Origin of the sequence: Peribacillus loiseleuriae, assembly GCF_001183985.1 — a bacterium.
In the GTDB taxonomy this organism is placed as follows: domain Bacteria; phylum Bacillota; class Bacilli; order Bacillales; family DSM-1321; genus Peribacillus; species Peribacillus loiseleuriae.
On sequence record NZ_LFZW01000001.1, the window covers coordinates 18,905 to 43,783 of the forward strand.

Annotated in this window: 26 protein-coding genes; 25 read left to right on the forward strand and 1 reads right to left on the reverse strand. The window is 38.3% G+C overall.

Features of this window, described 5'->3' with window-relative positions; translation table 11 throughout:
* Positions 1-373: 373 nt before the first annotated feature.
* From AC625_RS00090 to rsmI, 10 genes are all read left to right on the forward strand, one after another.
* Positions 374-571 carry a sigma factor G inhibitor Gin gene (locus AC625_RS00090; protein ID WP_082191222.1) on the forward strand — a complete coding sequence of 66 codons (198 nt, stop codon included), beginning with the start codon at positions 374-376 and terminating at the stop codon, positions 569-571.
* A gap of 159 nt (positions 572-730) precedes the next feature.
* Positions 731-2,155: an aminotransferase class I/II-fold pyridoxal phosphate-dependent enzyme gene (locus AC625_RS00095; RefSeq protein ID WP_049679469.1), complete on the forward strand. Its 1,425-nt coding sequence runs from the start codon at positions 731-733 to the stop codon at positions 2,153-2,155.
* Positions 2,156-2,218: 63 nt separating this feature from the next.
* Entirely contained in the window at positions 2,219-2,860 is a 642-nt protein-coding gene (gene tmk, locus AC625_RS00100) for a dTMP kinase (protein ID WP_049679470.1), read from the forward strand.
* Between the two features lie 186 nt (positions 2,861-3,046).
* Positions 3,047-3,376 carry a cyclic-di-AMP receptor gene (locus AC625_RS00105; RefSeq protein ID WP_049679471.1) on the forward strand — a complete coding sequence of 110 codons (330 nt, stop codon included), beginning with the start codon at positions 3,047-3,049 and terminating at the stop codon, positions 3,374-3,376.
* A gap of 54 nt (positions 3,377-3,430) precedes the next feature.
* The gene (gene holB, locus AC625_RS00110; protein ID WP_049679472.1) at positions 3,431-4,438 is read left to right on the forward strand and encodes a DNA polymerase III subunit delta'; all 1,008 of its coding nucleotides are present in this window, start codon (positions 3,431-3,433) and stop codon (positions 4,436-4,438) included.
* Positions 4,431-5,258, forward strand: coding sequence for a competence/sporulation regulator complex protein RicT (ricT, locus tag AC625_RS00115; protein ID WP_049679473.1), 828 nt, complete (start codon positions 4,431-4,433; stop codon positions 5,256-5,258). The genes holB and ricT overlap by 8 nt, the downstream gene beginning before the upstream one ends.
* A 17-nt stretch (positions 5,259-5,275) precedes the next feature.
* A complete protein-coding gene (yabA, locus tag AC625_RS00120; RefSeq protein WP_049679474.1) occupies positions 5,276-5,647 on the forward strand; it encodes a DNA replication initiation control protein YabA in 372 nt (123 codons plus the stop codon).
* Between the two features lie 86 nt (positions 5,648-5,733).
* Positions 5,734-6,477, forward strand: coding sequence for a tRNA1(Val) (adenine(37)-N6)-methyltransferase (locus tag AC625_RS00125; RefSeq protein ID WP_049679475.1), 744 nt, complete (start codon positions 5,734-5,736; stop codon positions 6,475-6,477).
* On the forward strand, positions 6,464-6,745 hold the full coding sequence (locus AC625_RS00130) for a GIY-YIG nuclease family protein (protein ID WP_049679476.1): 282 nt from the start codon (positions 6,464-6,466) through the stop codon (positions 6,743-6,745). Before AC625_RS00125 ends, AC625_RS00130 begins: the two co-directional genes overlap by 14 nt.
* A complete protein-coding gene (gene rsmI, locus AC625_RS00135; protein ID WP_049679477.1) occupies positions 6,723-7,616 on the forward strand; it encodes a 16S rRNA (cytidine(1402)-2'-O)-methyltransferase in 894 nt (297 codons plus the stop codon). The genes AC625_RS00130 and rsmI overlap by 23 nt, the downstream gene beginning before the upstream one ends.
* Before the next feature lie 87 nt (positions 7,617-7,703).
* Here the strand turns inward: rsmI and AC625_RS00140 are convergent, their stop codons facing one another.
* Positions 7,704-7,991 (reverse strand): transition state genes transcriptional regulator AbrB, encoded by a 288-nt coding sequence (locus AC625_RS00140; RefSeq protein WP_049679478.1) that lies wholly within the window; start codon positions 7,989-7,991, stop codon positions 7,704-7,706.
* 724 nt (positions 7,992-8,715) lie between these two features.
* Between AC625_RS00140 and metG the strand changes: the two genes are divergently transcribed.
* The 15 genes from metG (at position 8,716) to AC625_RS00215 (ending at position 24,459) form a co-directional block, all read left to right on the forward strand.
* On the forward strand, positions 8,716-10,713 hold the full coding sequence (gene metG, locus AC625_RS00145; protein WP_049679479.1) for a methionine--tRNA ligase: 1,998 nt from the start codon (positions 8,716-8,718) through the stop codon (positions 10,711-10,713).
* A gap of 572 nt (positions 10,714-11,285) precedes the next feature.
* The gene (locus AC625_RS00150; RefSeq protein WP_049679480.1) at positions 11,286-12,053 is read left to right on the forward strand and encodes a TatD family hydrolase; all 768 of its coding nucleotides are present in this window, start codon (positions 11,286-11,288) and stop codon (positions 12,051-12,053) included.
* A gap of 357 nt (positions 12,054-12,410) precedes the next feature.
* Positions 12,411-13,484 carry a ubiquitin-like domain-containing protein gene (locus AC625_RS00155; protein ID WP_342670976.1) on the forward strand — a complete coding sequence of 358 codons (1,074 nt, stop codon included), beginning with the start codon at positions 12,411-12,413 and terminating at the stop codon, positions 13,482-13,484.
* Between the two features lie 148 nt (positions 13,485-13,632).
* Complete coding sequence (gene rnmV, locus AC625_RS00160; RefSeq protein ID WP_049679482.1) at positions 13,633-14,196, forward strand: ribonuclease M5; 564 nt, start codon at positions 13,633-13,635, stop codon at positions 14,194-14,196.
* Complete coding sequence (gene rsmA, locus AC625_RS00165) at positions 14,189-15,067, forward strand: 16S rRNA (adenine(1518)-N(6)/adenine(1519)-N(6))-dimethyltransferase RsmA (protein WP_049679483.1); 879 nt, start codon at positions 14,189-14,191, stop codon at positions 15,065-15,067. The genes rnmV and rsmA overlap by 8 nt, the downstream gene beginning before the upstream one ends.
* Positions 15,068-15,406: 339 nt before the next feature.
* On the forward strand, positions 15,407-16,285 hold the full coding sequence (gene yabG / locus AC625_RS00170) for a sporulation peptidase YabG (protein WP_049679484.1): 879 nt from the start codon (positions 15,407-15,409) through the stop codon (positions 16,283-16,285).
* Between the two features lie 497 nt (positions 16,286-16,782).
* On the forward strand, positions 16,783-17,034 hold the full coding sequence (gene veg / locus AC625_RS00175) for a biofilm formation stimulator Veg (RefSeq protein WP_028390526.1): 252 nt from the start codon (positions 16,783-16,785) through the stop codon (positions 17,032-17,034).
* A gap of 466 nt (positions 17,035-17,500) precedes the next feature.
* The gene (locus AC625_RS00180) at positions 17,501-17,677 is read left to right on the forward strand and encodes a small, acid-soluble spore protein, alpha/beta type (RefSeq protein ID WP_049679485.1); all 177 of its coding nucleotides are present in this window, start codon (positions 17,501-17,503) and stop codon (positions 17,675-17,677) included.
* A 284-nt stretch (positions 17,678-17,961) separates the two neighbouring features.
* Positions 17,962-18,840: a 4-(cytidine 5'-diphospho)-2-C-methyl-D-erythritol kinase gene (ispE, locus tag AC625_RS00185; protein WP_281177209.1), complete on the forward strand. Its 879-nt coding sequence runs from the start codon at positions 17,962-17,964 to the stop codon at positions 18,838-18,840.
* Positions 18,841-18,901: 61 nt separating this feature from the next.
* Entirely contained in the window at positions 18,902-19,720 is an 819-nt protein-coding gene (gene purR, locus AC625_RS00190) for a pur operon repressor (protein WP_049679487.1), read from the forward strand.
* A 21-nt stretch (positions 19,721-19,741) separates the two neighbouring features.
* Complete coding sequence (gene ridA / locus AC625_RS00195) at positions 19,742-20,116, forward strand: 2-iminobutanoate/2-iminopropanoate deaminase (RefSeq protein WP_049679488.1); 375 nt, start codon at positions 19,742-19,744, stop codon at positions 20,114-20,116.
* Positions 20,117-20,516: 400 nt separating this feature from the next.
* Positions 20,517-20,813 carry a septation regulator SpoVG gene (gene spoVG / locus AC625_RS00200; RefSeq protein WP_028390521.1) on the forward strand — a complete coding sequence of 99 codons (297 nt, stop codon included), beginning with the start codon at positions 20,517-20,519 and terminating at the stop codon, positions 20,811-20,813.
* Between the two features lie 527 nt (positions 20,814-21,340).
* On the forward strand, positions 21,341-22,714 hold the full coding sequence (gene glmU, locus AC625_RS00205; RefSeq protein ID WP_049679489.1) for a bifunctional UDP-N-acetylglucosamine diphosphorylase/glucosamine-1-phosphate N-acetyltransferase GlmU: 1,374 nt from the start codon (positions 21,341-21,343) through the stop codon (positions 22,712-22,714).
* A 15-nt stretch (positions 22,715-22,729) separates the two neighbouring features.
* Positions 22,730-23,683 (forward strand): ribose-phosphate diphosphokinase, encoded by a 954-nt coding sequence (locus AC625_RS00210; protein WP_049679490.1) that lies wholly within the window; start codon positions 22,730-22,732, stop codon positions 23,681-23,683.
* A 131-nt stretch (positions 23,684-23,814) separates the two neighbouring features.
* Positions 23,815-24,459 (forward strand): 50S ribosomal protein L25/general stress protein Ctc, encoded by a 645-nt coding sequence (locus tag AC625_RS00215; RefSeq protein ID WP_049679491.1) that lies wholly within the window; start codon positions 23,815-23,817, stop codon positions 24,457-24,459.
* Positions 24,460-24,879 lie beyond the last annotated feature (420 nt).

The following is a 24,879-nucleotide window of genomic DNA, read 5'->3' on the forward strand; positions in this document are numbered from 1 at the left end:
TTAGCTTAGCTGGTAGTTGGGGGTCTCCCCCTGTGAGAGTAGGACGTTGCCAAGCAATTCGAGAGATCAGCTATTTATAGCTGGTCTTTTTTTGCTTTAAGAATGAAATAGGTAGACATAACATGCCGATGGTAGTTGGGGGTCTCCCCCTGTGAGAGTAGGACGTTGCCAAGCAATTCGAGAGATCAGCTATTTATAGCTGGTCTTTTTTTGCTTTAAGAATGAAATAAAAAAGGTAGACATACACACATTGAAAAATTCTTTCATACATTATTATAGGCAAATGAATCAATATCTCTCACACTGTTTTGAAAATTGTATACAATAATGCTTTTTGGGGGAGAATGCAAACAGGGAGGTGGAGAGTTTGGAAATTAGCACGTTAAAGAAGAATACAGAGAAAACCTGCATTGTATGTGATCAGGTCAAGGATGATGGAATACACTTATATACTTCTTTCATTTGTAAACAATGTGAGTTAGCTATGATTGGGACGGAGACAGATGATCCAAGGTATAAATATTACTTAAAACGATTAAAAAAAGTGAATACACCGGAAATTTATTCGTAATGACTTGATCGTTTATTCAAATAGAGTAGGTATAGAGGCAAATTAATTGGTCTCTATACCTGCTTGGAATAGAATACATAGCTTACATGTATATATGAAAATACAAATAATGAACTTTGATAAAATAAGAGAATAAGATAATAGTAGAGAGGTAATAATATGAATCAAGAAAATACACCATTGTTTGATGCGCTTATCCGACATAAGGAAAAACAGACAAGGTCATTTCACGTACCAGGTCATAAAAATGGACTGGTTTTTTCAGAGAGGGCTCGATCAATATTCAATCCATTGCTTTCTATTGATGCTACAGAGATTAGTGGTTTGGATGATCTCCATGCACCTGAAGGACCGATATTAGAGGCACAAAGTCTATTGGCTTGCCTTTACGGTGTTAGGTATAGTTATTTCCTTGTAAATGGGTCAACCGTGGGGAATATGGCGATGATTCTTGGGAGCCTTAAAGAGGGCGATACGGTGCTCGTTCAGAGGAACTGTCATAAATCTGTATTGAATGGGTTAATGCTGGCTTGTGTAAGCCCAATTTTTATAGAACCAAAGATAGATGAGGATTGGGGTATCTCTGAAGGCTTGCGGCTTGAGTCAGTTAAAGAGGCTTTTTTGTTATATCCGCAGGCAAAGGCAATCATTGTAACGCATCCTACCTATTATGGACATTGTGGTGGCTTGAGTGAGATTGTAAGATTTGCACATTCAAAGCGGATCCCTGTATTGGTAGATGAAGCACATGGTGCCCATCTTTGTCTTGGAGATCCCTTTCCCGAAAGTGCAATTGAGGCTGGAGCCGATATCGTTGTCCATTCAGCCCATAAAACGCTACCTGCGATGACAATGGGTTCATATTTACATATAAACAGTTCATTCATAGATCGAGAGAAAGTGGAATTTTACTTACAAATGCTTCAGTCCAGTAGCCCTTCTTATCCAATTATGGCATCGTTGGATTTAGCACGGTCTTATTTGGCTTCCTTCGGGGGATATGATAAGGCTATATTAATGAAGACTATTCTTGGATTTCGAAAAGAGCTGGACGAGATCGGCCATATTGAAATCTTAGAAAAGGATATGCTTGATCCTTTAAAAATAACGATACGATCTCATGAGGAAATAACGGGATTTGAATTTCAACGTCAATTAGAAAACAAAGGCGTATTTACAGAACTTGCGGACCACAGGAATGTTTTGTTTGTCCTACCGTTAATGAAAGAGAACAGCCTTGAATATTTTCAAAACATTGCATCCGTGATTGCCGATGTTGTTTGTGAAGGAAATGGGGAAGCAAGGCATCACTTGATTTATAAACGGTCAGACTCGATTACAACCCTCGCCTTAACTTATCCGGAAATGAAGAAAAGAAGAAAGCGGTCTGTTTCCATTTCCAAGAGTATTGGAATGGTTGCTGCTGAAATGGTCATACCCTATCCCCCAGGAATTCCAATTATTATGATGGGTGAACGTATTGCCGAAGAGCAAATACAGTACCTAGAACAGATAATCATAGCTGGATCAAGGTTTCATGGAGGAAAAGAATTAAGAATAGGAAAGCTTATGGTTTTCGAATGACCTTTGTAGTTTGAAAATGGTATACTTAGACGGGAAACAAGTTTGGCTGGAGGTAAAATAATTATGAGTCGCGGAATATTTATTACGTTTGAAGGTCCTGAAGGGGCAGGTAAAACAACGGTTCTTCATAAGCTGGGAGAAGTACTGACTGATATTGGCTATCAGGTGGTCATTACGAGAGAGCCAGGTGGTATTCCGATATCTGAACAAATTAGGGAAGTCATCTTGAATAAAGATAATACAGTAATGGACGGAAGAACTGAGGCTTTATTATATGCCGCTGCAAGAAGACAGCACTTAGTTGAAAAGGTTATGCCTGCTTTGGATCGTGGCGTGATCGTTCTTTGTGATCGTTTTATTGATAGCTCTCTTGCTTATCAAGGTCATGCAAGAGGATTAAGTATTGATGAAGTATATAAAATGAACCAGTTTGCAATAGCAGGGGTTATGCCCGACTTAACAATATATTTTGATATTGACCCGGCTTTGGGGCTCCAACGTGTCCATAGTAATCAGGAACGGGAAGTTAATCGTCTTGATATGGAAGAGTTACAATTTCACGAAAAAGTGAGAGAAGGCTATCAAATCATAATGGAACGCTTTAGAGAAAGGTTTTATATCGTCGATGCAGCGCAACCTTTAGATATTGTCGTCGATACGACTAAGAGGAAAGTGATTGAATTCATCAAGGAACGTATCCAATAATTATATTTATGAAAGCGTCTGTTTAATCAATTGAACTAGTCGCTTCTTTTTTTTATAAATTTTGGTGTCTAGTGCAAGTAGCTTAAAAAAATGCCTATCAATCACTGTTAAGGATATAAATAATTGTTATAATTAAAGAAAATGGTCTGCTCCTCGACCAATCAACTGCAATGGGGGATGATAGGGATGAAAATGATTATTGCAATTGTACAGGATAAAGATAGTCAAAGGCTGCTTACAGAGCTTGTTGAACATAATTTTAGGGCCACGAAGCTAGCGAGTACAGGCGGGTTCTTAAAATCAGGGAATACGACATTTATGATTGGTACAGATGACTATCGCGTAGATAAAGCATTAGAAGTCATTAAGAAGAATTGTCAATCCCGCGAACAGCTGGTTGCACCTGTATCTCCAATGGGGGGGAATGCAGATTCATACGTACCCTATCCAGTTGAAATTCAAGTGGGAGGAGCAACGGTATTTGTATTGCCGATTGAACAGTTTTTACAATTCTAGCACATGAAGGCATATCGTTTCTTTATTTTATAGATATAAGAGAGTTGATTTATTGTGACACAAACCTGGCAGGATTTATATGAGTTGCAGCCACAAATTACTGGGATGCTAAAGAATAGTATTCTCCGGGAAAGAGTTGCTCACGCGTATCTCTTTGATGGAGAGAGGGGTACGGGCAAGAAAGAAATGGGGATGCTTTTTACGAAAAGCCTTCTTTGTGAAGATTTGAAAAATGAATATGAGCCATGCAACCAATGCAGTCATTGTAAGCGGATTATGAGTGGAAACCACCCGGATGTCCATCTTATCGAACCGGACGGACTTTCAATAAAAAAGGATCAAATTAAAAGTCTTCAAGAAGAGTTTTCAAAAAAGGGTGTAGAGTCGAAACGAAAAATTTATTTAGTAATAAGTGCAGATAAAATGTCCGTACAGGCTGCAAATAGTTTGTTGAAATTTTTAGAGGAGCCAGCTGCAGACACGGTTGCCATACTAATGACTGAACAAATCCAACGTATCTTACCTACCATTTTATCAAGATGTCAAACCTTATCTTTCAAGCCGTTATCACCAGGAATGGTGAAGAAAAGGTTGTTGAATCATGGATTGGACATGCAAAGGTCCTCTATTATATCCCACCTGACGCAGAACTTTGAAGAGGGAATCCTATTAGGTTCAGAGGAATGGTTTGCACAATCCCAAAAAATAGTGGTAAAATTATATGAAGTGTTAAATACAAATTCACTGAAGGCATTATTATATCTTCAGCAGGAGTGGTTTACACACTTTAAAGAAAGAGATCAACTGGACCGTGGTTTAGATCTTTTATATCTCATTTATAAAGATTTATTATATATTCAGTTGGATAGACGCGACCAAGTTGTCTTTCAAAATATACAGGAGGAGTTGGAGTCGCGTGCTCTTCATCTTACTCAAAGGCGTTTGGCTGAGCAGATGAGCTCTATTTTGGAAGCGAAACGGAAGCTAATGTCCAATACAAATCCGCAGCTGTTGATGGAACAGCTTGTGTTGAATTTGCAGGAGGGATCATCATTTGTATAATGTTGTAGGGGTCCGTTTTAAAAAGGCGGGCAAAATATACTACTTTGATCCGGGCGAGCTTATCATTTCAAAGGATGATTTCGTTATCGTAGAGACTGTGCGTGGAGTAGAATTCGGCAAAGTTGTTACGGAGCGGAAACAAGTAGACGAGAACGACGTTGTACTGCCATTGAAGAAAGTGCTTCGAGTTGCTGACGTAAAGGACAAGCTAATTGTCGAGGAAAATAAAACTGCTGCTATTGAAGCTTATGATACATGTTGTAAAAAGGTTGAGGAACATCAACTTGATATGAAACTGGTTGATGTGGAATATACATTTGATCGCAATAAGGTTGTTTTTTATTTCACGGCGGATGGTCGCGTAGATTTTCGTGACTTAGTGAAAGATCTTGCAGCCATTTTTAGAACGCGAATTGAATTACGCCAAATTGGTGTCAGAGATGAAGCAAAGATGCTTGGTGGAATAGGGCCATGTGGCAGGATGCTCTGTTGTTCAACGTTTCTTGGCGATTTTGAACCAGTTTCCATTAAGATGGCCAAAGATCAAAACCTATCGCTTAATCCGACAAAAATCTCAGGGTTATGTGGGCGTTTGATGTGTTGTCTTAAATATGAAAATGATGAGTATGAAAATGCGAAAGAATTGCTTCCTGACTTGGGTGAAATGATTCGGACACCTAATGGAAAAGGCAAGGTAGTGGGGCTTAATATTCTAGAACGAGTTCTTCAAGTTGAATTAGTCGAACAGAATAGAGTATTAGAGTATACGTTAGATGAGATTCTAAACGAGGGAGCCGTTTCTATTCAAGCCACAGATTAACAAGGTGGTGGGAAAGCATGGATAAGAAAGATATATTTGAATCAGTAACGAGCATGGAAGCCCAAATTGGTCATTTATATACACAGCTTGGGGAATTAAAGCAACATCTTGCTGAGATTCTTGAGGATAACCAATCTATTAAGCTTGAGAATGAACATTTGCGCAGGCGTCTAAACCTTGGAGAGAATCCTAGCCCTTCTACAAAAGATAAAACCAAAGCAAAGGCACGGAAAGAAAGTCCTGATGATAAGACAATGGATATCGGCGAAGGCTATGATAATCTGGCTCGATTATATCAAGAAGGTTTCCATATTTGTAATTTGCATTTTGGTAGCCTTAGAAAAGAAGGCGATTGTTTGTTTTGCCTGTCCTTTTTGAATAAAAAGTAAGCTTGGCCTTTCCTGTTTAGGGAAGGCTTTTTCGTTGAAGTAAACAATGCTTTTATAAATAGTAATTTGAAAATGGAGTGAAGAAGATGGCAGAATTAATTGGCGATGAGCGCCTCGATCATTTATTAGCAGAAAAATTGAGAATTATTCAGAGTCCAAGTGTGTTTTCATTTTCTCTTGATGCAGTACTTTTATCTAAATTTGTAAATATCCCGATTCAAAAAGGAAGAATCGCCGATCTTTGTTCAGGTAATGGTGTGATACCGCTTTTACTGAGCACAAGAACAAAAGGGAAGATTATCGGGGTAGAAATACAGGAACGATTATTTAACATGGCAGAGCGCAGTGTAAAATATAACGGTCTTTCTGAACAGATTCAGATGGTTCATGGTGATATAAAAGCATTCCCAAAAGAAATTGGGAATGATAAATTTGACGTTGTGACATGTAATCCACCTTATTTTCCAACACCATCACAAGAAGAAATCAATAGGAATGAACACTTTGCAATAGCACGACATGAAATTATGTGTACACTTGAAGATGTCATTCAGAGTACAAGCCATTTGTTGCGTCAAGGTGGAAAGGCAGCTTTCGTTCACCGTCCAGGAAGGCTGATGGATATTCTTAGTTTAATGAGAGAGTATCGGTTGGAACCAAAACGATTGCAATTTGTTTATCCGAAAGCAAGTAAAGAAGCCAACACCATTCTAATAGAAGGAATTAAGGATGGAAGTCCTGATTTAAAGATTTTGCCACCGCTTGTCGTGTACAATGAGGATAATGTGTATACTCCTGAGGTTAGAAGGATTTTATATGGAGAAGAATAAGCATATCTTCTATGTTCTTGAATGTCGGGACCATAGTTATTATGCGGGATATACAAATGATTTAGAGAAAAGGATAAAGCTTCATAATGAAGGAAAGGGTGCTAAATACACACGAGGCCGCGGACCGGTAAAGCTTGTCCATTTTGAAACGTATCCAATGAAAACAGAAGCAATGCGGGCTGAGTATCGCTTTAAGCAGTTATCTAGAAAACAAAAAGAAAAAATAATCGGCAAGGAGAATGCAGATGTGGCAACAGAAAAGCTTTGAAAAGGAAGGACAGCAATCCGTTTTATATTTAGTACCAACTCCGATTGGTAACCTTGAGGATATAAGCTATCGAGCTTTAAGAATTCTTAAGGAGGCGGATATCATTGCTGCAGAAGATACACGGAATACAAGAAAGCTTTGTAATTACTTTGAAATTGAAACACAAGTTATTAGCTATCATGAACATAATAAACAAACGAGTGGGAAGCAGATGATTGAGCGGCTTCTTTCAGGCCAGACAATTGCATTAGTGAGTGATGCCGGTATGCCGACTATATCAGACCCTGGGTTCGAACTTGTTCAGGAAGCACTAGAGCAGCGAATACCAGTTATTCCCTTACCGGGTGCGAATGCTGCGCTTACTGCTTTAATTGCTTCAGGATTAGTCCCACAGCCTTTTTACTTTTATGGATTTTTGCAACGAAATGCCAAAGAAAAGAAAAAAGAGCTGGAGAAGTTAAAAAGGATGGAGGCAACCTGGATAGTATACGAATCGCCGCATCGATTAAAAGATACATTAAAACACATGCGTGAAGTGCTAGGAAATAGAAAAATTGTTCTATGCCGAGAGCTAACCAAGAAATTCGAGGAATTTATTCGAGGTACGATAGATGAAGCACAAATATGGGCTTTTGAAAATGAAATCAGAGGCGAGTTCTGCTTGATTATTGAAGGTGCAGAATTTGCGGAGGAACAAACAGAAGTCGTATGGTGGCAAAGTATTGAGCTTGTTGAGCATGTTCAATATTACATCGATGAAAAACAACTTAGCTCAAAAGATGCAATCAAGCAGACAGCAATAGATCGCGGATTGCAGAAAAGAGATGTGTATCACGCTTATCATGTAATGGAAAATCAACCAAACGGGTAAGAATAACCACTGCGAATTGCTTCGGAATGGAAGTCAAGATTAGTTTACAAAAAAGAAGGCTTCCAAGGAAGCCTTCTTAAAAAATAATCAAACAGTTTCTAATTCCATGCTTTGTTGAATTTCTTTAATAAGTAGTTCTGCACCCTCACGGCTAAGGATTAATTTTCCATTAGCAAGTGTTAAATTATTATCAGATACTTCACCAGTAACTTGACAAGTCATATTAGGTTTATATTTTTTCAAAATGATGCGTTCATCATCAACGTAGATTTCCAAAGCGTCTTTCTCTGCAATTCCTAATGTACGGCGTAATTCAATTGGAATTACCACCCGTCCTAATTCGTCAACTTTACGTACAATTCCTGTAGATTTCATATATGAAAATCTCCTCTCAATTTATAATAGTATTCTAATACCTTTTATCTCTATTTCGTCAATTTTCGACAAATTTTATAAATATTATAATACCAGCCATTCCCAAATACGTCAATGCTTTTATTAAAATTTATACATTTTTTTGAAAAAAATTAAAAAGAAGCTTAATTTAAGGTACGAATAGAAAGATTTTAATGAAGTAATAGAGGGAAGAGGAAAAAATATGGGGATGTATTCCAATATTAACTTATTATACTTGTTGTTAATTTCGACATATTTCGACAAAGTGATCTGAAACCCATATTCTTTTAAAATATGCTTTTTCCTTTTTCTATTATACTTCTCCGTAAATCCGAAACACAATATAAATTGTTAATAAAAGGGAAGTGATGAATAGGTTTTTCAAGGTTAGAAAACAAGTTGCGATTCTTTGGAGTTTTGGGTATATTCTTTGGGTGTAAGAGGTAATGCTGACAGTAAGAAAAAACATGGCGTTCAAAACACCATCAACGAGGAACCTATGCTAATCAGACGAAGGAGCATTGACGTCATTATATAGACCAAGCCGACTGATGGAAGTTTCGCTTTATCTCTATTAAAAAATCAATCCTAATAGCTTTTTTTTTATCGCTCTTATGGTGAGATAAGGTAATATAGAGGTATAGGTTAAAATTTAGTTAGTGAACATCATTTATGGATCTAAATATGATAGGAGGAAAAAACAATGGAAGATAAACTGAAGACATATTATATTACAACCCCAATCTATTATCCGAGTGGGAATTTACATATAGGGCATGCGTATACAACAGTAGCTGGTGATGCGATGGCTCGTTACAAGCGTATGCGCGGATTTGATGTCATGTATTTAACTGGCACAGATGAGCATGGTCAGAAAATTCAACGAAAAGCTGAAGAGCAAGGAGTTAGCCCTCAAGAGTACGTGGATAATATAGTTTCAGGAATTAAGGATTTATGGCAGAAGCTTGATATATCCTATGATGACTTTATTCGAACAACAGAAATCCGTCATAAGGATGTAGTAGAGAAAATCTTTAAACGATTGCTTGATCAAGGAGACATCTATTTAGATCAATACGAGGGCTGGTATTCCGTTCCAGATGAAACCTTCTATACCGAACTTCAATTAGTCGACCCGATTAAAGAAAACGGCAAGATTGTCGGAGGGAAGAGTCCGGATAGCGGTCATCCAGTAGAACTAGTGAAGGAAGAATCTTATTTCTTCAAGATGGGAAAATATGCAGATCGACTTCTGAAATATTACGAAGAAAATCCAGAATTCATTCAACCTGAATCCCGTAAGAATGAAATGATTAATAACTTTATTAAGCCAGGTCTAGAAGATTTAGCTGTTTCTCGTACAACCTTTGATTGGGGAGTTAAGGTACCAGGAGATCCCAAACATGTCATTTATGTCTGGATTGATGCTCTTTCGAATTATATTACGGCATTAGGATATGGAACAGAGGATGATTCGAAATATCTAAACTACTGGCCTGCAGATGTACATTTGGTTGGGAAGGAAATTGTTCGTTTTCATACGATCTATTGGCCAATCATGCTAATGGCACTTGATATTCCACTTCCTAAAAAGGTGTTTGCTCATGGGTGGTTGTTAATGAAGGATGGCAAAATGTCAAAATCCAAAGGAAATGTAGTCGATCCGGTAACGTTAATTGAACGCTATGGATTAGATGCACTTCGTTACTACCTACTTCGTGAAGTTCCTTTCGGCTCTGACGGTGTATTTACGCCAGAAGGTTTTGTGGAAAGAATAAATTTTGACTTAGCAAATGATTTAGGGAATTTACTAAATCGTACCGTTGCAATGATCGAAAAATATTTTGATGGGGTTATCCCAGAGTATAAAGGTTCTATTGGGGAGTTTGATGAATCCCTTCTTGAAGCCAACAAAACTGCAGTGACCAACTACGAAGAAGCCATGGAAAAAATGGAGTTTTCAGTGGCCCTCTCTGGAATTTGGCAACTAGTAAGTAGAACGAATAAATACATTGATGAAACACAGCCGTGGGTATTAGCGAAAGATCATGAAAAACGTGAAGAGCTTGAAAGTGTGATGGTACATTTAGCTGAGACGTTAAGAAGAACGGCCATTTTACTAAAGCCATTTTTAACACAAGCACCTGAGAAAATTTTTAATCAACTAACTATTACAGATGGAACATTACAGACTTGGGATAGCCTAGAGAAATTTGGCCTCATTCCAGCGCAAACAAAGGTTGAAAAAGGGAATCCTATTTTCCCGCGTCTTGAGATGCAGGAAGAAATAGAGTTTATCAAAGAGCAAATGCAAGGAAGTGCTCCACAACCAGAAGGCATGAAAGAAGAACCAAAAGTAGAGGAAATTCCTGAAGTAGATGAAATAACGATTGATGATTTCATGAAAGTGGAATTACGTGTCGCACAAGTGCTGGAAGTGGAACCTGTCAAAAAAGCAGATAAATTGCTGAAATTACAACTTGACCTAGGGTATGAAAAACGACAAGTAGTTTCTGGGATTGCTCAATATTATACGCCGGAACAATTGGTGGGAAAAAAGGTAATTTGTGTAACGAATCTTAAACCTGTGAAACTGCGTGGTGAATTATCTCAAGGGATGATTCTAGCGGGAAGCGGCGAAGGAAAGCTTTCAATAGCAACAGTTCCTGATACACTGCCAAATGGCTCGAAGGTAAAATAATCCTATCCCTAAATAGCATAGAAATGTTCCATGTGAAACATTTCTATGCTATTTTTTTCCGTTATTATATGGCCTATTATGCTAATAATTTTGGTTTATTTTCAATATAGCTTCATGGACGATAAGTTGTGGTTCAACAAACTGCTCAATAGTTATTTTACTTATAGGCTAACGCTAAAAAGAATGAGGCTCGCTTAGTATAATAAAAAAGGTATTTGATAAACTACAGATTAAGAGTAAGTCTATTGGCAAGGATAAAAAGGATTTGTAAAATAAAAGGGTTTTTTCTTGTATTTTAGTATGAAGGACATGGGGATGGGGCTTCGCGATTTACTAATATAGCCCATCCATTTAGCGGGCATACTTATTTTATCGAGAAAGTATCAAAAATCCAGCTCCGCACCGCCACCATTGTGATTAGGTGGGTGTATCTTGCTACAGGATTGAGCTGTCATGGTAAATAACGGAGTGTTAACGCAATAGGAGTTTTGTATGTAATATATTTGTTACATAAATGTGAAACATGAAAACTTGTAATTACTAATAGAATATTACTAGAGAGGGCGAAGAAGATGTTATTTGATACACATGTTCATTTGAATGATAAGCAGTTCGAGGAAGATTTGGAAGAGGTGATTCAAAGGACGAAAGAAAATGGTGTTTCGAATGTGGTCGTTGTTGGTTTTGATCGTCCGACGATAACACGCGCAATGGAATTGGTTGAAGAATATGATTTTATTTATGCTGCGGTGGGGTGGCATCCTGTTGACGCAATTGACATGACAGACGAAGACCTACAATGGATTGAGGAATTAGCGGCGCATTCTAAGGTCGTTGCAATTGGAGAAATGGGACTTGATTACCATTGGGATAAATCACCAAAAGACATTCAGAAAGATGTGTTTAGAAAACAAATCAATCTAGCCAAAAAGGTGAAACTACCAATCATTATTCATAATAGAGAAGCGACAGCAGACATCATAGAAATACTAAAAGAAGAGAATGCACATGAAGTAGGCGGCATTATGCATTGCTTTAGTGGTAGTCCCGAAATTGCCAAGGAATGCGTAGAGATGAACTTCTACATTTCACTTGGAGGACCTGTAACATTTAAGAATGCTAAAAAACCGAAAGAAGTCGCGGCTGAAATCCCACTAGACCGTTTGCTAATTGAAACGGATTGTCCCTATCTTGCTCCTCATCCATTCCGTGGAAAACGAAATGAGCCTGCCTATGTAAAATTGGTAGCAGAGCAAATTGCAGAAATTAAAGAGATTACTCTTGAAGAGGTAGCGAAGGCAACAACTTGGAATGCGAAGAAATTATTCGGCATAAACTGACAGCAATTTTTGTCAGTTTGTTGCTAAGTTTGTCTAATGGAAACATGTTTCTTGAAAGTTCTACAAATCTCAAGCGGTTCATAGGATAGACGTGTCGATAACTCTTTCTTTTCAAGTTGCTAGAGAGTGCTCATAATAGGAACTACTTTCCAACTAAAGAAATGTATGAGTTGACAGCTTTGTTAGAATGTCTATATAATCACCCAGAGGAAGGAGGAGTTTTTCATTATATTACAATCTATGAAAAACCTAATTCCCAAGTCTTTTGGGAAAAAAAGAATAGCCATTGTGCTAGGCAGTACTATAATAGTCGCTGCTTCAGTAGGAATGCTGCTTTATCAGGGGACGAAGAACACGGTGTCATTAACGCTTAATGGACAGAAAACAATTGTGAAAACACATGCGGCCACTGTAAATGATATATTGGCAGAGTTTGAGATTACTGCAAAAGCTGAAGACTACATACATCCCTCGAAAGACAGTATCATAAAGGATGGGTTAGAGGTTGAGTGGAGACCAGCCCAGCAAGTGAAGCTGAATGTAGATGGTAAAGAAACAGTCATTTGGACAACTGCTAAAAAAGTAGAGGGATTTCTTTCGGAACAAAAATTGGATGTAGCGGAACATGATAAGCTTAGCCTATCTAAAGATACAAAAATTGAAGATAACATGCAGATTGCCATCGAAAAGGCTTTTCCAATTAAGCTGATTGTAGGTGGCAGTGAACAGCAGGTTTGGTCAACTTCGACTACGGTCGCTGACTTTTTAAGGAAACAAGGTGTGGGGCTCAATGAATTAGATCGAGTTGAGCCACAGTTGGCAGAAAACGTTCAACCACAGAATATTGTAAACGTCATAAGAATTGAAAAAGTCACCGATGTAGTGGAAGAACCTGTTCAGTTCGCAACCATCACGAAGAAGGATCATTCCTTGCATGAAGGAAAAGAAAAAGTCATTAGTGAAGGTAAGAACGGACTATTATCTAAGCAATTTGAAGTAACAAAAGAAAATGGCAAAGAAGTTGCTCGTGCGTTTATATCTGAAAAAGTTGTGACTGAAAAGACAGACAAAGTGGTAGCGGTAGGAACGAAGCAATTAGTTGCTCAAGTATCCCGTGGAGAAGATAATTCACAAGGTTCAGGCAGGGAGATCTACGTGTCGTCGACTGCTTATACAGCAGGCTGTAATGGCTGTTCTGGAACAACAGCAACAGGGATTAATCTAAAACAAAACCCTAATGCAAAAGTCATCGCTGTTGATCCTAACATCATTCCACTTGGCACAAAGGTGTATGTTGAGGGATATGGATATGCAGTTGCAGCCGATAAAGGTGGGGCCATTAAAGGCCATAAAATTGATGTGTTCTTCCCCTCAAAGTCGGATGCATACCGATGGGGAGTAAAAAAAGTGAAAATCCGCGTCTTAAATTAATCATTTTACAGTGGCAGGGGATTGCATATCTCCTGCTTTTTTACGTTATAATGGTACAAGTGAAGTTCAACTATCTTAAAACATACACAATTCTATACTAATTAGACGGTGTGACGCTATAAATAGTTTCAGTTATTTGGAGGAAAAGATGAAAAAACTTAAAGAGATTATTGTTGTAGAAGGTAAGGATGATACCGTTGCAATTAAGCGGGCTGTCAATGCTGATACAATTGAAACAAATGGATCGGCTTTGAACGAGTCAGTGATTGATCAAGTGAAACTTGCTCAGCAAATGAGGGGTGTTATTATTTTTACTGATCCTGATTTTCCTGGACAGAAAATCCGAAATACAATCACAGAACAAGTACCTGGCTGCAAGCACGCATTCTTATCTAAGCAGGAGGCACTTCCAAAGTCAGGTAGAGGAATCGGTGTTGAGCACGCTTCACCTGAAGCGATCCGTAATGCGTTGAAGGAAGCTCAAACGATGGATGAGGATGCAGGCGAAGAAATCTCCAAGGAAGAGCTAATTGATGCTGGGCTGATTGGTGGAGCTGGAGCACGCGAACGAAGAGAACAGCTAGGGCTTTTATTGAAAATCGGATTTACAAACGGGAAACAGTTATATAAAAGGTTGAAGATGTTCCAAATCACAAGTAATGATTTTTATCAGGCATTAAAAAAGATGGATCAGGAGGAAGAACATGCATAAGGATATAGCAACACCCATTCGCACACAGGAAATTTTAAAAAAGTATGGTTTTGCTTTTAAAAAGAGCTTGGGTCAGAATTTTTTAATTGATACGAATATATTACGAAGAATTGTTGATTATGCTGAATTGAACGAAGAGAGCGGCGCTATTGAAATTGGACCGGGAATTGGTGCATTGACGGAACAACTTGCGAAAAGAAGTAAGAAAGTGACAGCCTTTGAAATTGATCAGCGTCTGCTACCTATTTTAAAAGATACATTGTCTCCTTATGATAATGTAACAGTCATCCATGAAGATATTCTAAAAGCGGATGTGGAGAAAGTCATAGCTGAAGAGTTTGCGGGTATTGATGATGTAATGGTTGTTGCGAACCTTCCCTATTATGTAACGACTCCGATCATTCTTCAATTATTGACAGAAAACTTACCGATTCGCGGTTTGGTTGTGATGCTGCAGAAGGAAGTAGCAGATCGTATCGCTGCCAAACCAGGAACGAAGGAATATGGATCATTATCAATCGCGATTCAATACTACACAGAAGCGGAAACGGTCATGATTGTTCCAAAAACGGTGTTTATGCCGCAGCCGAATGTAGAGTCCGCTGTCATTCGATTGATGAAAAGAGAAAAACCGATTGTTGAAGTGAAAGATGAAGAGTTTTTCTTTACAGTGACACGTTCAAGCTTTGCACAGCGTAGGAAGACAATTCTCAATAATTTAACGAGCCAGCTTCCTGATGGGAAATCTAAAAAGGACCAAATTCTTAGCGCGCTAGAACAGACAGGAGTAGATCCAACAAGACGAGGAGAAACCTTATCTATCGAGGAATTCGGCAGACTAAGTGATGCGCTCCTTCTTCATTTTAAATAAACAGAGTGAAAGAGGCTATCCCATAACAAAAGGGCCAGACCCTACACCTACTATATATCGTTTAAGACGTGAATATGACACGATGAACGGTTTACAGAGTGTGAGGTCAGACCCTTGGGATAACCTCTTTTTTGTAGTCATTTTTCAATGAATTTTGATGTCTAGTGCAGGTGACCAAACTCCTCTAGTCATAAGCTAGAAGTTGGAAAAGGCGTTTGCGCTCTACCTAATAACACTAAGCTGAAGTATGGACATTTCACCAATCGAGATGAGCCTGCATAGTGTAATAGGAATGAAAATCTGACAAGACTTGGTGTTATCTTGTCACGAGGTGAGAGCATGAATTTACAAGTGAATGATATTGTTGGACGGTCATCTTATCGATGTGACATCTTATTCAGAGTGATTGACATACGTTTAGTGGAGGGAAAGCAGGTTGCGATTCTTTATGGTGAGGATATTCGCTTAATTGCAGACGCTCCTTTTGACGATTTAATTAAGATTAATGATGAAGAAAGGCAAACCCGGCAAAAAACAAGTGAAGCTCTCCAAGAGCAATCGTATCATTTATTTAGCCAAGATAAACAATTACAAACAGAGAAAAGCAATTACCAATCAAGCGATGGGTATCGGTATAATGGTGAGTATTTTCAAATTCCAGGAAAAGTACTACATGTGGATGGAGACGCCTCGTATTTGAATAAATGCCTCACATTATATGAAAAGATTGGGATCCCAGTAAAGGGGGTTTATTGTAATGAGAAAGAAATGCCCAGTCGCATTGGTGGCCTCATTGATCAATATCGGCCGGACATCTTGGTTATAACGGGGCATGATGCGTATTCGAAGTCCAAAGGTTCTGCCCAGGATTTAAATGCTTATCGACATTCCAAGCATTTCGTGCAAACAGTTAGGGAAGCAAGAAATAAAGTTGCACACCTTGACCAACTCGTTATCTTTGCCGGGGCATGTCAATCACATTTTGAATCATTAATACAAGCGGGCGCCAATTATGCGAGTTCGCCATCCAGAGTGAATATACATGCGTTAGATCCTGTATATATAGTCGCCAAAATTAGCTTCACGCCTTTTACCGACTATATTCATGTATGGGATGTGCTTAGAAATACATTAACTGGAGAAAAGGGACTCGGTGGTATTGAAACGAGGGGCGTTCTTAGAACAGGTATGCCTTATCATATCAATAAAGATGAATAAAGCTGCATCTCATTGTATGCAGCTTGTTTTTATCTAGTTAAATATGCTTGTCTGAGGTCCACAGGATGTGGGAATTATAGCTGATTTCCCTTTTTTAAAGCGACTGCCTTTTGGACGAAGGAAAGAGCACCCAGAGTTTCGTTTACTTAAACGGTGCTGCTTATCAAATGGTAAGTTAATCTGGTTTCGGGTGAAAGTCTATAAAAGGTGGTTCAGCTTTACAACCTCATTGAAGTTTGTTTTCTTGTGTGCGGCCTTCCTTGGAACTACATCGTGGCGTTTTAATGTAACGCCATATGTATCATATGGGGAAGATTGGAAGGGGTATATTTACATAATTTTTCAAAATTATAGAGATAATAAAAAAAGTATCTAAATTATTACGGATTTATATAAAAAAATATTGACAAACAAATTTAAATACTGATATAATTTATTATTTTGTTTGACCTTGTTGCCGGTTTGTGATATACTAAACGTAGTGAGGTGGACCGAAAATGCCAAAAACTTTAGCGGATATTAAAAATTCACTAGACTCCAATTTGGGGAAACGGTTGCTCTTAAAAGCAAACGGCGGAAGAAGAAAAACTGTTGAACGTTTTGGTACGTTAGCAGAGACTTATCCGGCTGTCTTTGTGATTGAGCTCGATCAGGATGAAAATGCGTTCGAAAGAGTATCTTACAGCTATGCAGATGTATTAACGGAAACCGTAGAATTAACCTTTTTGAATAAACAGCAAGAAATGTAACTTTAAGCGGCAGCAAACAATTGTTTGCTGCTTTTTTATTTTAACAGGGATTTCTTAATAAATATTAGTACGAAACGCATGCGTCCTAAAATTTGGAGATTAGGCCGTATATCAATATCTATAGGATGCAAACTAGGACGTCTTGAATAAGGATGTGGTGTGCTACATCATACTTCCTTATTCGGGGTACTTTTTCTTTTGTATGAAGGAAAGAGGGATGGAATTTCGTTCACTTAAAGCAGCGTTGCTATTTGAGACCAGTCAATCTAGGTTTTAAGTAAAAATCTATAATATAGTGTTTTAATACCAAATTTTGAGCTGGTTGACCAGTTCTATAAAGTTGTTCCTCAACCGATGGCTGAATCTTAATGCGATGAAGGTTTCCAATGGATAAATAAGGAGTTCATGTTTTATTTGCGAATGTAGAAAATAGTATTGTGCAGCATGATAAAAGGGGCTGATTCGTTTGGGCAGAAGAAAAGGCATCATGTCACCAAGTCTTAAAGAAGAGCTGGCTAAGGAATTAGGGTTTTATGATGTGGTCCAAAAAGAAGGCTGGGGAGGAATACGAGCACGCGATGCGGGTAATATGGTTAAACTTGCTATCGAAATGGCGGAACGCCAATTGATGGAGAAAAGATAATCAAGCATGATTGAGCGCATTTGTACCGAACACTTAATCAATCATCGCTGCACATAAGATTGTAAAGCCAGACCCTTTATCCACCCATGGAGTCTAACAAAACGTTGGATGGCCAATGCGGATAGGTCTGGCTTTTTATGACCCCCTCCATATCACCTTCATAACTTTCCTTATTTTCATTGCAGTTTTGAATAGCGTGCATTGAAATTACCATGAAAAAACCTTTAGAATGAAAACAAATATGATAAAATAGGACAAGAACTTTAAGAAGAACGTAAAAGTAGGTGGAAATATTGAAGCTTATGGAGAAAGCACCGGCTAAGATTAATTTAGCATTGGATGTGCTTTTTAAGCGGCCGGATGGATACCATGAGGTGGAAATGATCATGACGACGGTCGATTTGGCAGATAGAATTGAACTGAAAGAAATCCGTGGAAATCAAATCGAAATTCTATCACATAATCGCTTTGTTCCGGACGATCATCGGAATTTAGCTTATCAAGCAGCATTCGTATTAAAGCAGCGATATGGTATTAACACAGGGGTTCAAATTGCTATAGAAAAAAACATCCCTGTAGCAGCTGGCTTAGCTGGTGGAAGCAGTGATGCTGCAGCTACTCTAAGGGGGTTGAATAAACTTTGGAATCTAAATTTATCTATGGACGAGCTTGCTGAAATCGGCGCTGAAATTGGCTCAGACGTTTCATTTTGCGTTTATGGCGGTACTGCTTTAGCGAAAGGCAGAGGCGAGAAAATTACTCAATTGCCGGTTCCGCCTAAATGTTGGGTAGTCTTAGCTAAGCCTACCATTGGAGTATCAACAGCTGATATTTATCGAAGGCTCCAAGTTGGGAATATGGGTCATCCAAACATTAAGGAAATGATTTCCGCAATTGAAAATAATAGCTATGAAAGAGTGTGCAATGGTGTAGGGAATGTACTTGAACAAGTTACCTTACAATTATATCCCGAAGTTGCGAATATTAAGTCACAAATGAAGACCTTTGGAGCAGATGCGGTGCTGATGAGTGGAAGCGGTCCTACGGTGTTTGGTCTTGTAGAGCATGATTCTCGTATGCAGCGAGTCTACAATGGCTTGCGTGGCTTTTGCGATCAAGTATATGCTGTTCGAATGCTAGGTGATTTAAGCGCCCTTGAATAGATACGTACGTTAGTGGTATATTTATAATATAATATTCGTTTTTTTAACGAGGAGTGTTGAAATGAAATTTAAGCGTAGCGAGAGGCTTATTGATATGACAAATTATTTACTAGCTCATCCTGGCCGCTTAGTGTCGCTCACTTTCTTTGCAGAAAGATATAGTTCGGCAAAGTCATCGATTAGTGAAGATTTAACCATTATTAAAGAGACCTTTGAACAGAGGGGCATTGGGACGTTAACAACAGTACCTGGGGCTGCCGGTGGTGTTAAATACTTGGTAGGCATAAAGTCAGATGAAGCCACCGCTTTTATCGACCATCTTTGTAGTGTTATAGCGAGCCCTGAACGTCTGCTACCTGGTGGATATTTATATATGACAGATATCTTGGGGCATCCTGAGACAGTGAATATGATTGGTCGAATTATTGCAGCGGCTTACGCAGACAAGCAAGTAGAAGTCATCATGACCATGGCTACAAAGGGAATTCCGCTTGCATATGCGGTTGCCAATTATTTAAATGTTCCTGTTGTGATTGTTCGGAGAGATAACAAAGTGACAGAAGGGCCTACGGTGAGTATTAATTATGTATCCGGATCTTCTAAGCGCATTCAGACAATGGTTTTATCAAAAAGAAGTCTAGCAGAAGGGTCTAAAGTCCTTATCGTCGATGATTTTATGAAAGCTGGCGGGACAGTTAAAGGGATGGTTAGCCTATTAGAAGAGTTCAAGGCAACTCTTGCCGGAATTACTGTTTTCGTTGAGTCAGATGAAATTGAAGAACGTCTCGTTGATCAATTCGTTTCTTTAATTAAACTTACAGAAGTCGATGAACGTGATAAAATAATATCAGTATCAAGAGGTAATTATGTAAATAATTGAATGATAAAAGGAGATGGCAAGATGAATTCTATCCATACTAATGAGGCACCTGCTGCAATTGGTCCATATTCACAAGGAATTATCGTCAATAATCTTTTTTTTAGTTCGGGACAAATTCCACTTACAGCTGAAGGGGAAATGGTAACAGGTGATGTAAAGGAACAAACTCACCAAGTATTTAAAAACTTGAAAGCCGTATTAAAAGAAGCCGGTGCTTCCTTGGAAACGGTTATTAAAGCGACAGTTTTCATTAAAAGTATGGAAGACTTTGTCAGTATCAATGAAGTATATGGTGAATACTTTTCAACTCATAAGCCGGCACGTTCTTGTGTAGAGGTAGCTAGACTTCCCAAAGATGCTTTAATTGAAATAGAAGTGGTTGCGCTCGTTAAATAATACGAGCGTTTTTTTATGGAAAAACCAACTTTTTTTAAATGAGCTTTCGTGTCTAGTGCAAGCAGCCTTCCCCAAAACTTCTGCCCATCAGGGTCGAACAGGGCATATACGCCAACAGTAGTAACGTCTTAGTGTTAAACTAGCAATAAAGTAATTATTATAAGATTATATACAAAAGTTGATTTTTATGTTAATTGTTAACTTTTTGAGATAGCGTATGTAGGTCCTCTTTTTCTCCAATCGAAAAACTCCCGCACTTCACCCTATTAATAATAGTAAAGGAATAAGATCTAAAAACTTTCTCCTTTTTTTAAAAAAATCCATTTTAAAAAAGGAGAATTCACTATCTGTGTTGAATATATATTCTAAGTTTTTAATTAATTTGAGGTGGTGAACAGGAATGGAAGTAACTGACGTAAGATTACGCCGCGTAAATACTGATGGTCGAATGAGGGCTATCGCATCCATTACATTGGATAATGAATTTGTTGTCCATGATATTCGTGTGATTGATGGTAATAATGGTCTTTTTGTGGCAATGCCAAGTAAAAGAACACCGGATGGAGAATTCCGCGATATTGCCCATCCAATTAACTCTTCAACACGTGGTAAAATCCAGGAAGCTGTTTTAGCGGAATATCATCGTTTAGGAGAATTAGAAGTTGAATTAGAAGAAGCGGGAGCGGGAGCTTCGTAAATCTACAATTTAATTGGAAAAGCATCAGGAGCCTACTTCATAAGTAAGGCTCTTTTTATTATTCTTTCACAATTTGCTGTGAATTTTCCAGCTTTCTCCCCCGTTTAATCTTTTATTATGCATGTAGAAAAAATTTCCCCTATAAAATTTGTTAATAGTGCTAAAAAAGTCTTTGGAAAGGTATATAATAAAAACAGACTAGCTTGTGACTAATTGAGCAAATGCATATGGTGCTCTAACTTATTGAATGAAGGGTACATCCTATTAAAAATGATGTAGTACGTTAAGCTTGAATGGAATATGTATTTTCTTTATCTTTCTCACAAATACAATCTAGCCTTTGTGAGAATATTTGTTTGTTTGGCTTTACAGGGTGTGCTGAATTCGACGAAGATATAAGGATGTAGTAGGGATATGTCAGAATAGCGAGGACATAGGAATGTCGCGCTTTTAGCTTTTCTTATTGAAAACTATACCTATTTAAGATATATTTTTAATGGATAAAAAGGTAAAGATGGAGGCCTGTTATGATGAATCGCTATGCAGTCATTTTGGCAGCAGGACAAGGTACCAGAATGAAATCTAAGCTATACAAAGTCTTGCATCCTGTATGTGGCAAACCAATGGTCCAACATGTTGTGGATCAGGTTAGCCAACTACAAGTAGAAGAGATTGTAACTGTTACTGGACATGGTGCGGAGAAGGTTCAAGAACAGCTTGGTTCTGCATGTGTGTATGCTTTACAAGCAGAACAGTTAGGGACGGCTCATGCTGTGATGCAAGCAAATCATGTGCTGGGCGACAAGGACGGAACGACAATTGTTATTTGTGGAGATACGCCGTTAATTAAAGCGGAAACCATGGAAGCTCTGATGAAGATTCATGAAGAAACGAATGCAAAAGCGAGTATTCTGACAGCCCTAGCGACAAACCCGGATGGGTATGGTCGTATCATTCGAAATGAAGCGGGTCATGTAGAGAAAATTGTGGAACACAAAGATGCGAATGATTTAGAACGCAATGTGAAGGAAATTAATACGGGTACGTATTGTTTTGATAACAAGGCTTTATTTACAGCTTTACAAAATGTGTCTAATGATAATTCCCAAGGTGAATATTATCTTCCAGATGTCATTGAAATTCTAAAAACTCAGGGTGAGACGGTTACCGCTTATCAAACGGAAGATTTTAATGAAACGATGGGGGTCAATGACCGCGTTGCTTTGTCACAGGCAGAGAAATTGATGCGTCAGCGTATTAACGAAACCCATATGCGAAGTGGCGTGACCATTATTGACCCTGAAAATACGTATATAGAGGCTGATATTACAATAGGCTCGGATACAGTCATATATCCAGGATCGATTATTAAAGGAAACAGCGTGATTGGGAACGATTGTATTATTGGACCCCAAACAGAAGTTGATAATTGCCATATAGGTGACAGTTCAAGTTTGAGACAGTCGGTTGCTTCTGACAGTAGCATTGGTCATCGTGTTAATATTGGTCCTTTTGCTCATATCCGCCCGCAATCGGATATTAAGGATGAAGTGAAAATCGGCAACTTTGTTGAAATTAAGAAAACGGTTTTTGGTAAGGGAAGTAAAGCATCTCATCTAAGTTACATTGGAGATGCTGAAGTTGGAGAAGATGTAAATATAGGCTGTGGTTCCATTACAGTTAATTACGATGGTTTTAACAAACATTTAACCAAAATTGAAGATGAGGTCTTTATAGGCTGTAATTCTAATTTGGTGGCACCAGTGACTGTAGGAAAAGGGGCGTACGTTGCTGCTGGATCTACGATTACTTCGGATGTACCAGGGAAAGCCTTCTCCATTGCTCGTGCTCGCCAACTTAATAAGGAAGATTATGTTAAGAACCTGAAATTTAATAAATAACCTGTGGAGGTCATCATGTCAAATCAGTATTTAGATCCAAATTTAAAAGTTTTTTCTTTAAATTCAAACCTTGGTTTAGCAGAAGAAATTGCAGAAGTGATTGGAGTAGGACTTGGGAAGTGCTCTGTTACTCATTTTAGTGATGGTGAAATTCATATTAATATTGAAGAAAGTATCCGTGGCTGTGATGTTTATGTCATCCAATCAACAAGTGATCCTGTTAATGAACATTTGATGGAAGTATTGATTATGATCGATGCTTTAAAACGCGCCTCTGCCAAAACAATTAATATTGTGATGCCGTATTATGGGTATGCTCGTCAAGACCGTAAAGCGCGCGCTCGTGAGCCTATTACAGCTAAGCTTGTCGCTAATTTATTAGAAACAGCTGGCGCACACCGCGTAATTGCATTAGATCTACATGCTCCACAAATCCAAGGGTTCTTTGACATTTTGATTGACCACATGCAGGGTGTACCTATTTTAGCCGATTATTTTGAGGGGAAAGATTTGAAAGATGTCGTCGTTGTCTCTCCTGACCATGGTGGGGTTACACGTGCCCGTAAATTGGCAGAGCGCTTAAAAGCACCGATTGCTATTATCGACAAACGTCGACCACGTCCAAATGTGGCAGAGATTATGAATATTGTCGGGAACATTGAAGGGAAAACAGCTATTCTAATTGATGATATCATCGATACAGCTGGGACGATTACATTAGCAGCTAATGCTCTTATCGAAAATGGGGCGAAGGAAGTGTATGCGTGCTGTACACACCCAGTTTTATCAGGGCCGGCTATTGATAGAATCCAAAATTCCAAAATTAAGGAATTAGCCGTAACAAACTCGATTGCTTTATGTGAAGAGAAAAAAATAGATAAAATTGTTCAATTATCAGTAGCTCCATTGATTGCGGAAGCAATTATCCGTGTCCATGAAGAGGAATCTGTTAGTACATTATTTGATTAATATAAAAAACAGCAGGGATCATTTTCTTGCTGTTTTTTATATTTCCAAAAATACGTTTAGAAGTTTCAATTTAAGGGCAATTTTTATAGAGAGATGCTTTGAATTTTGATTAGAAAGGCGGAATGAGATAAATGAGTCATGTATTAGTAGCAAAAGAGCGCGCTAAATCTCAAGGGTCCACATTACGTCAATTAAGATTGAGTGGTGAAATTCCAGCAGTTGTGTACGGTAACAAAAATGAAAGCGTGGCAATCTCAATTAACAGTGGTGATTTCTTTAAGATGATTAAGGACGTTGGGAGAAATGGGATTATTTCTTTAGAAGTTGAAGGTCAAAAGAAGAATGTAATGCTTACAGACTATCAGCAAGATCCACTTAAAAATGATATTTATCACGCAGACTTTCTTATTGTAAATATGTCTACTGAACTGCAGACACATGTAAGAGTTAATCTTGTAGGTAAATCTTCGGGTGTTAAGGATGGCGGTGTATTACAACAATCTGTTCATGAATTGACGATTACTGCTAAGCCAAATGATATTCCTGAAGCAATCGATGTAGATGTAACAAGTTTAACGGTAGGAAGTGTCGTAACAGTAGGGGATGTAAAAGGAAATTATAAGATTACATTCAACCATGATGATGATGAGGTTATTGCATCAGTACTTGCTCCACGACAAGAAGAGGAAATTAATACAGGTGAGCAGCAGGACGGTGGTACTCCTGATAATGAAGAAGGTCGTGAAACAAAAGCTTCACCTGAATCTAAAGCGTAAGATTTGTCGTATATTTTGATAGTTGTTCGACAGAATTCTTGCATATAGAACATTCTGCTCATGATATAATAGACGTAACCGATAAAGGTTGCGTCCTTTTTGTTATAGTGCGTGTTCAAAATGGAAGATAAAAAAAGCCAAGAAGTTCGAGGGGCGATCGTCTCTAGACCTGCACGTATACAGTAATACTTGGGGACCGGACTTGCGCAGGATATGCTGACTTCTGTGTTACGCACAGGACGTAGGCGATCTTAGCAGAAGGTCATTAATGAGCTTTGATGCAATTATCAAGCCCTTTTACTGGGCTTTTAAACAATCTCTTTTAAGAGAACAGTACATTTATGATATTAGGTCTCATACCGCTTGCAACGATCCGTAGAGATGAGGTAAGCTTTTTATATAATGTATAGAAATTTAGTG

What these genes read in the sequence shown, in the direction of transcription:
- spoVG (WP_028390521.1), top strand. Translation starts at nt 20,517, where the DNA reads ATGGAAGTAACTGACGTAAGATTACGCCGCGTAAATACTGATGGTCGA.
- metG (WP_049679479.1), top strand. Translation starts at nt 8,716, where the DNA reads ATGGAAGATAAACTGAAGACATATTATATTACAACCCCAATCTATTAT.
- AC625_RS00095 (WP_049679469.1), top strand. Translation starts at nt 731, where the DNA reads ATGAATCAAGAAAATACACCATTGTTTGATGCGCTTATCCGACATAAG.
- AC625_RS00105 (WP_049679471.1), top strand. Translation starts at nt 3,047, where the DNA reads ATGAAAATGATTATTGCAATTGTACAGGATAAAGATAGTCAAAGGCTG.
- rsmI (WP_049679477.1), top strand. Translation starts at nt 6,723, where the DNA reads ATGTGGCAACAGAAAAGCTTTGAAAAGGAAGGACAGCAATCCGTTTTA.
- AC625_RS00215 (WP_049679491.1), top strand. Translation starts at nt 23,815, where the DNA reads ATGAGTCATGTATTAGTAGCAAAAGAGCGCGCTAAATCTCAAGGGTCC.
- glmU (WP_049679489.1), top strand. Translation starts at nt 21,341, where the DNA reads ATGATGAATCGCTATGCAGTCATTTTGGCAGCAGGACAAGGTACCAGA.
- rnmV (WP_049679482.1), top strand. Translation starts at nt 13,633, where the DNA reads ATGAAAAAACTTAAAGAGATTATTGTTGTAGAAGGTAAGGATGATACC.
- tmk (WP_049679470.1), top strand. Translation starts at nt 2,219, where the DNA reads ATGAGTCGCGGAATATTTATTACGTTTGAAGGTCCTGAAGGGGCAGGT.
- yabA (WP_049679474.1), top strand. Translation starts at nt 5,276, where the DNA reads ATGGATAAGAAAGATATATTTGAATCAGTAACGAGCATGGAAGCCCAA.
- veg (WP_028390526.1), top strand. Translation starts at nt 16,783, where the DNA reads ATGCCAAAAACTTTAGCGGATATTAAAAATTCACTAGACTCCAATTTG.
- AC625_RS00130 (WP_049679476.1), top strand. Translation starts at nt 6,464, where the DNA reads ATGGAGAAGAATAAGCATATCTTCTATGTTCTTGAATGTCGGGACCAT.
- ridA (WP_049679488.1), top strand. Translation starts at nt 19,742, where the DNA reads ATGAATTCTATCCATACTAATGAGGCACCTGCTGCAATTGGTCCATAT.
- AC625_RS00125 (WP_049679475.1), top strand. Translation starts at nt 5,734, where the DNA reads ATGGCAGAATTAATTGGCGATGAGCGCCTCGATCATTTATTAGCAGAA.
- yabG (WP_049679484.1), top strand. Translation starts at nt 15,407, where the DNA reads ATGAATTTACAAGTGAATGATATTGTTGGACGGTCATCTTATCGATGT.
- purR (WP_049679487.1), top strand. Translation starts at nt 18,902, where the DNA reads ATGAAATTTAAGCGTAGCGAGAGGCTTATTGATATGACAAATTATTTA.
- AC625_RS00140 (WP_049679478.1), bottom strand. Translation starts at nt 7,991, where the DNA reads ATGAAATCTACAGGAATTGTACGTAAAGTTGACGAATTAGGACGGGTG.
- AC625_RS00210 (WP_049679490.1), top strand. Translation starts at nt 22,730, where the DNA reads ATGTCAAATCAGTATTTAGATCCAAATTTAAAAGTTTTTTCTTTAAAT.
- AC625_RS00150 (WP_049679480.1), top strand. Translation starts at nt 11,286, where the DNA reads ATGTTATTTGATACACATGTTCATTTGAATGATAAGCAGTTCGAGGAA.
- rsmA (WP_049679483.1), top strand. Translation starts at nt 14,189, where the DNA reads ATGCATAAGGATATAGCAACACCCATTCGCACACAGGAAATTTTAAAA.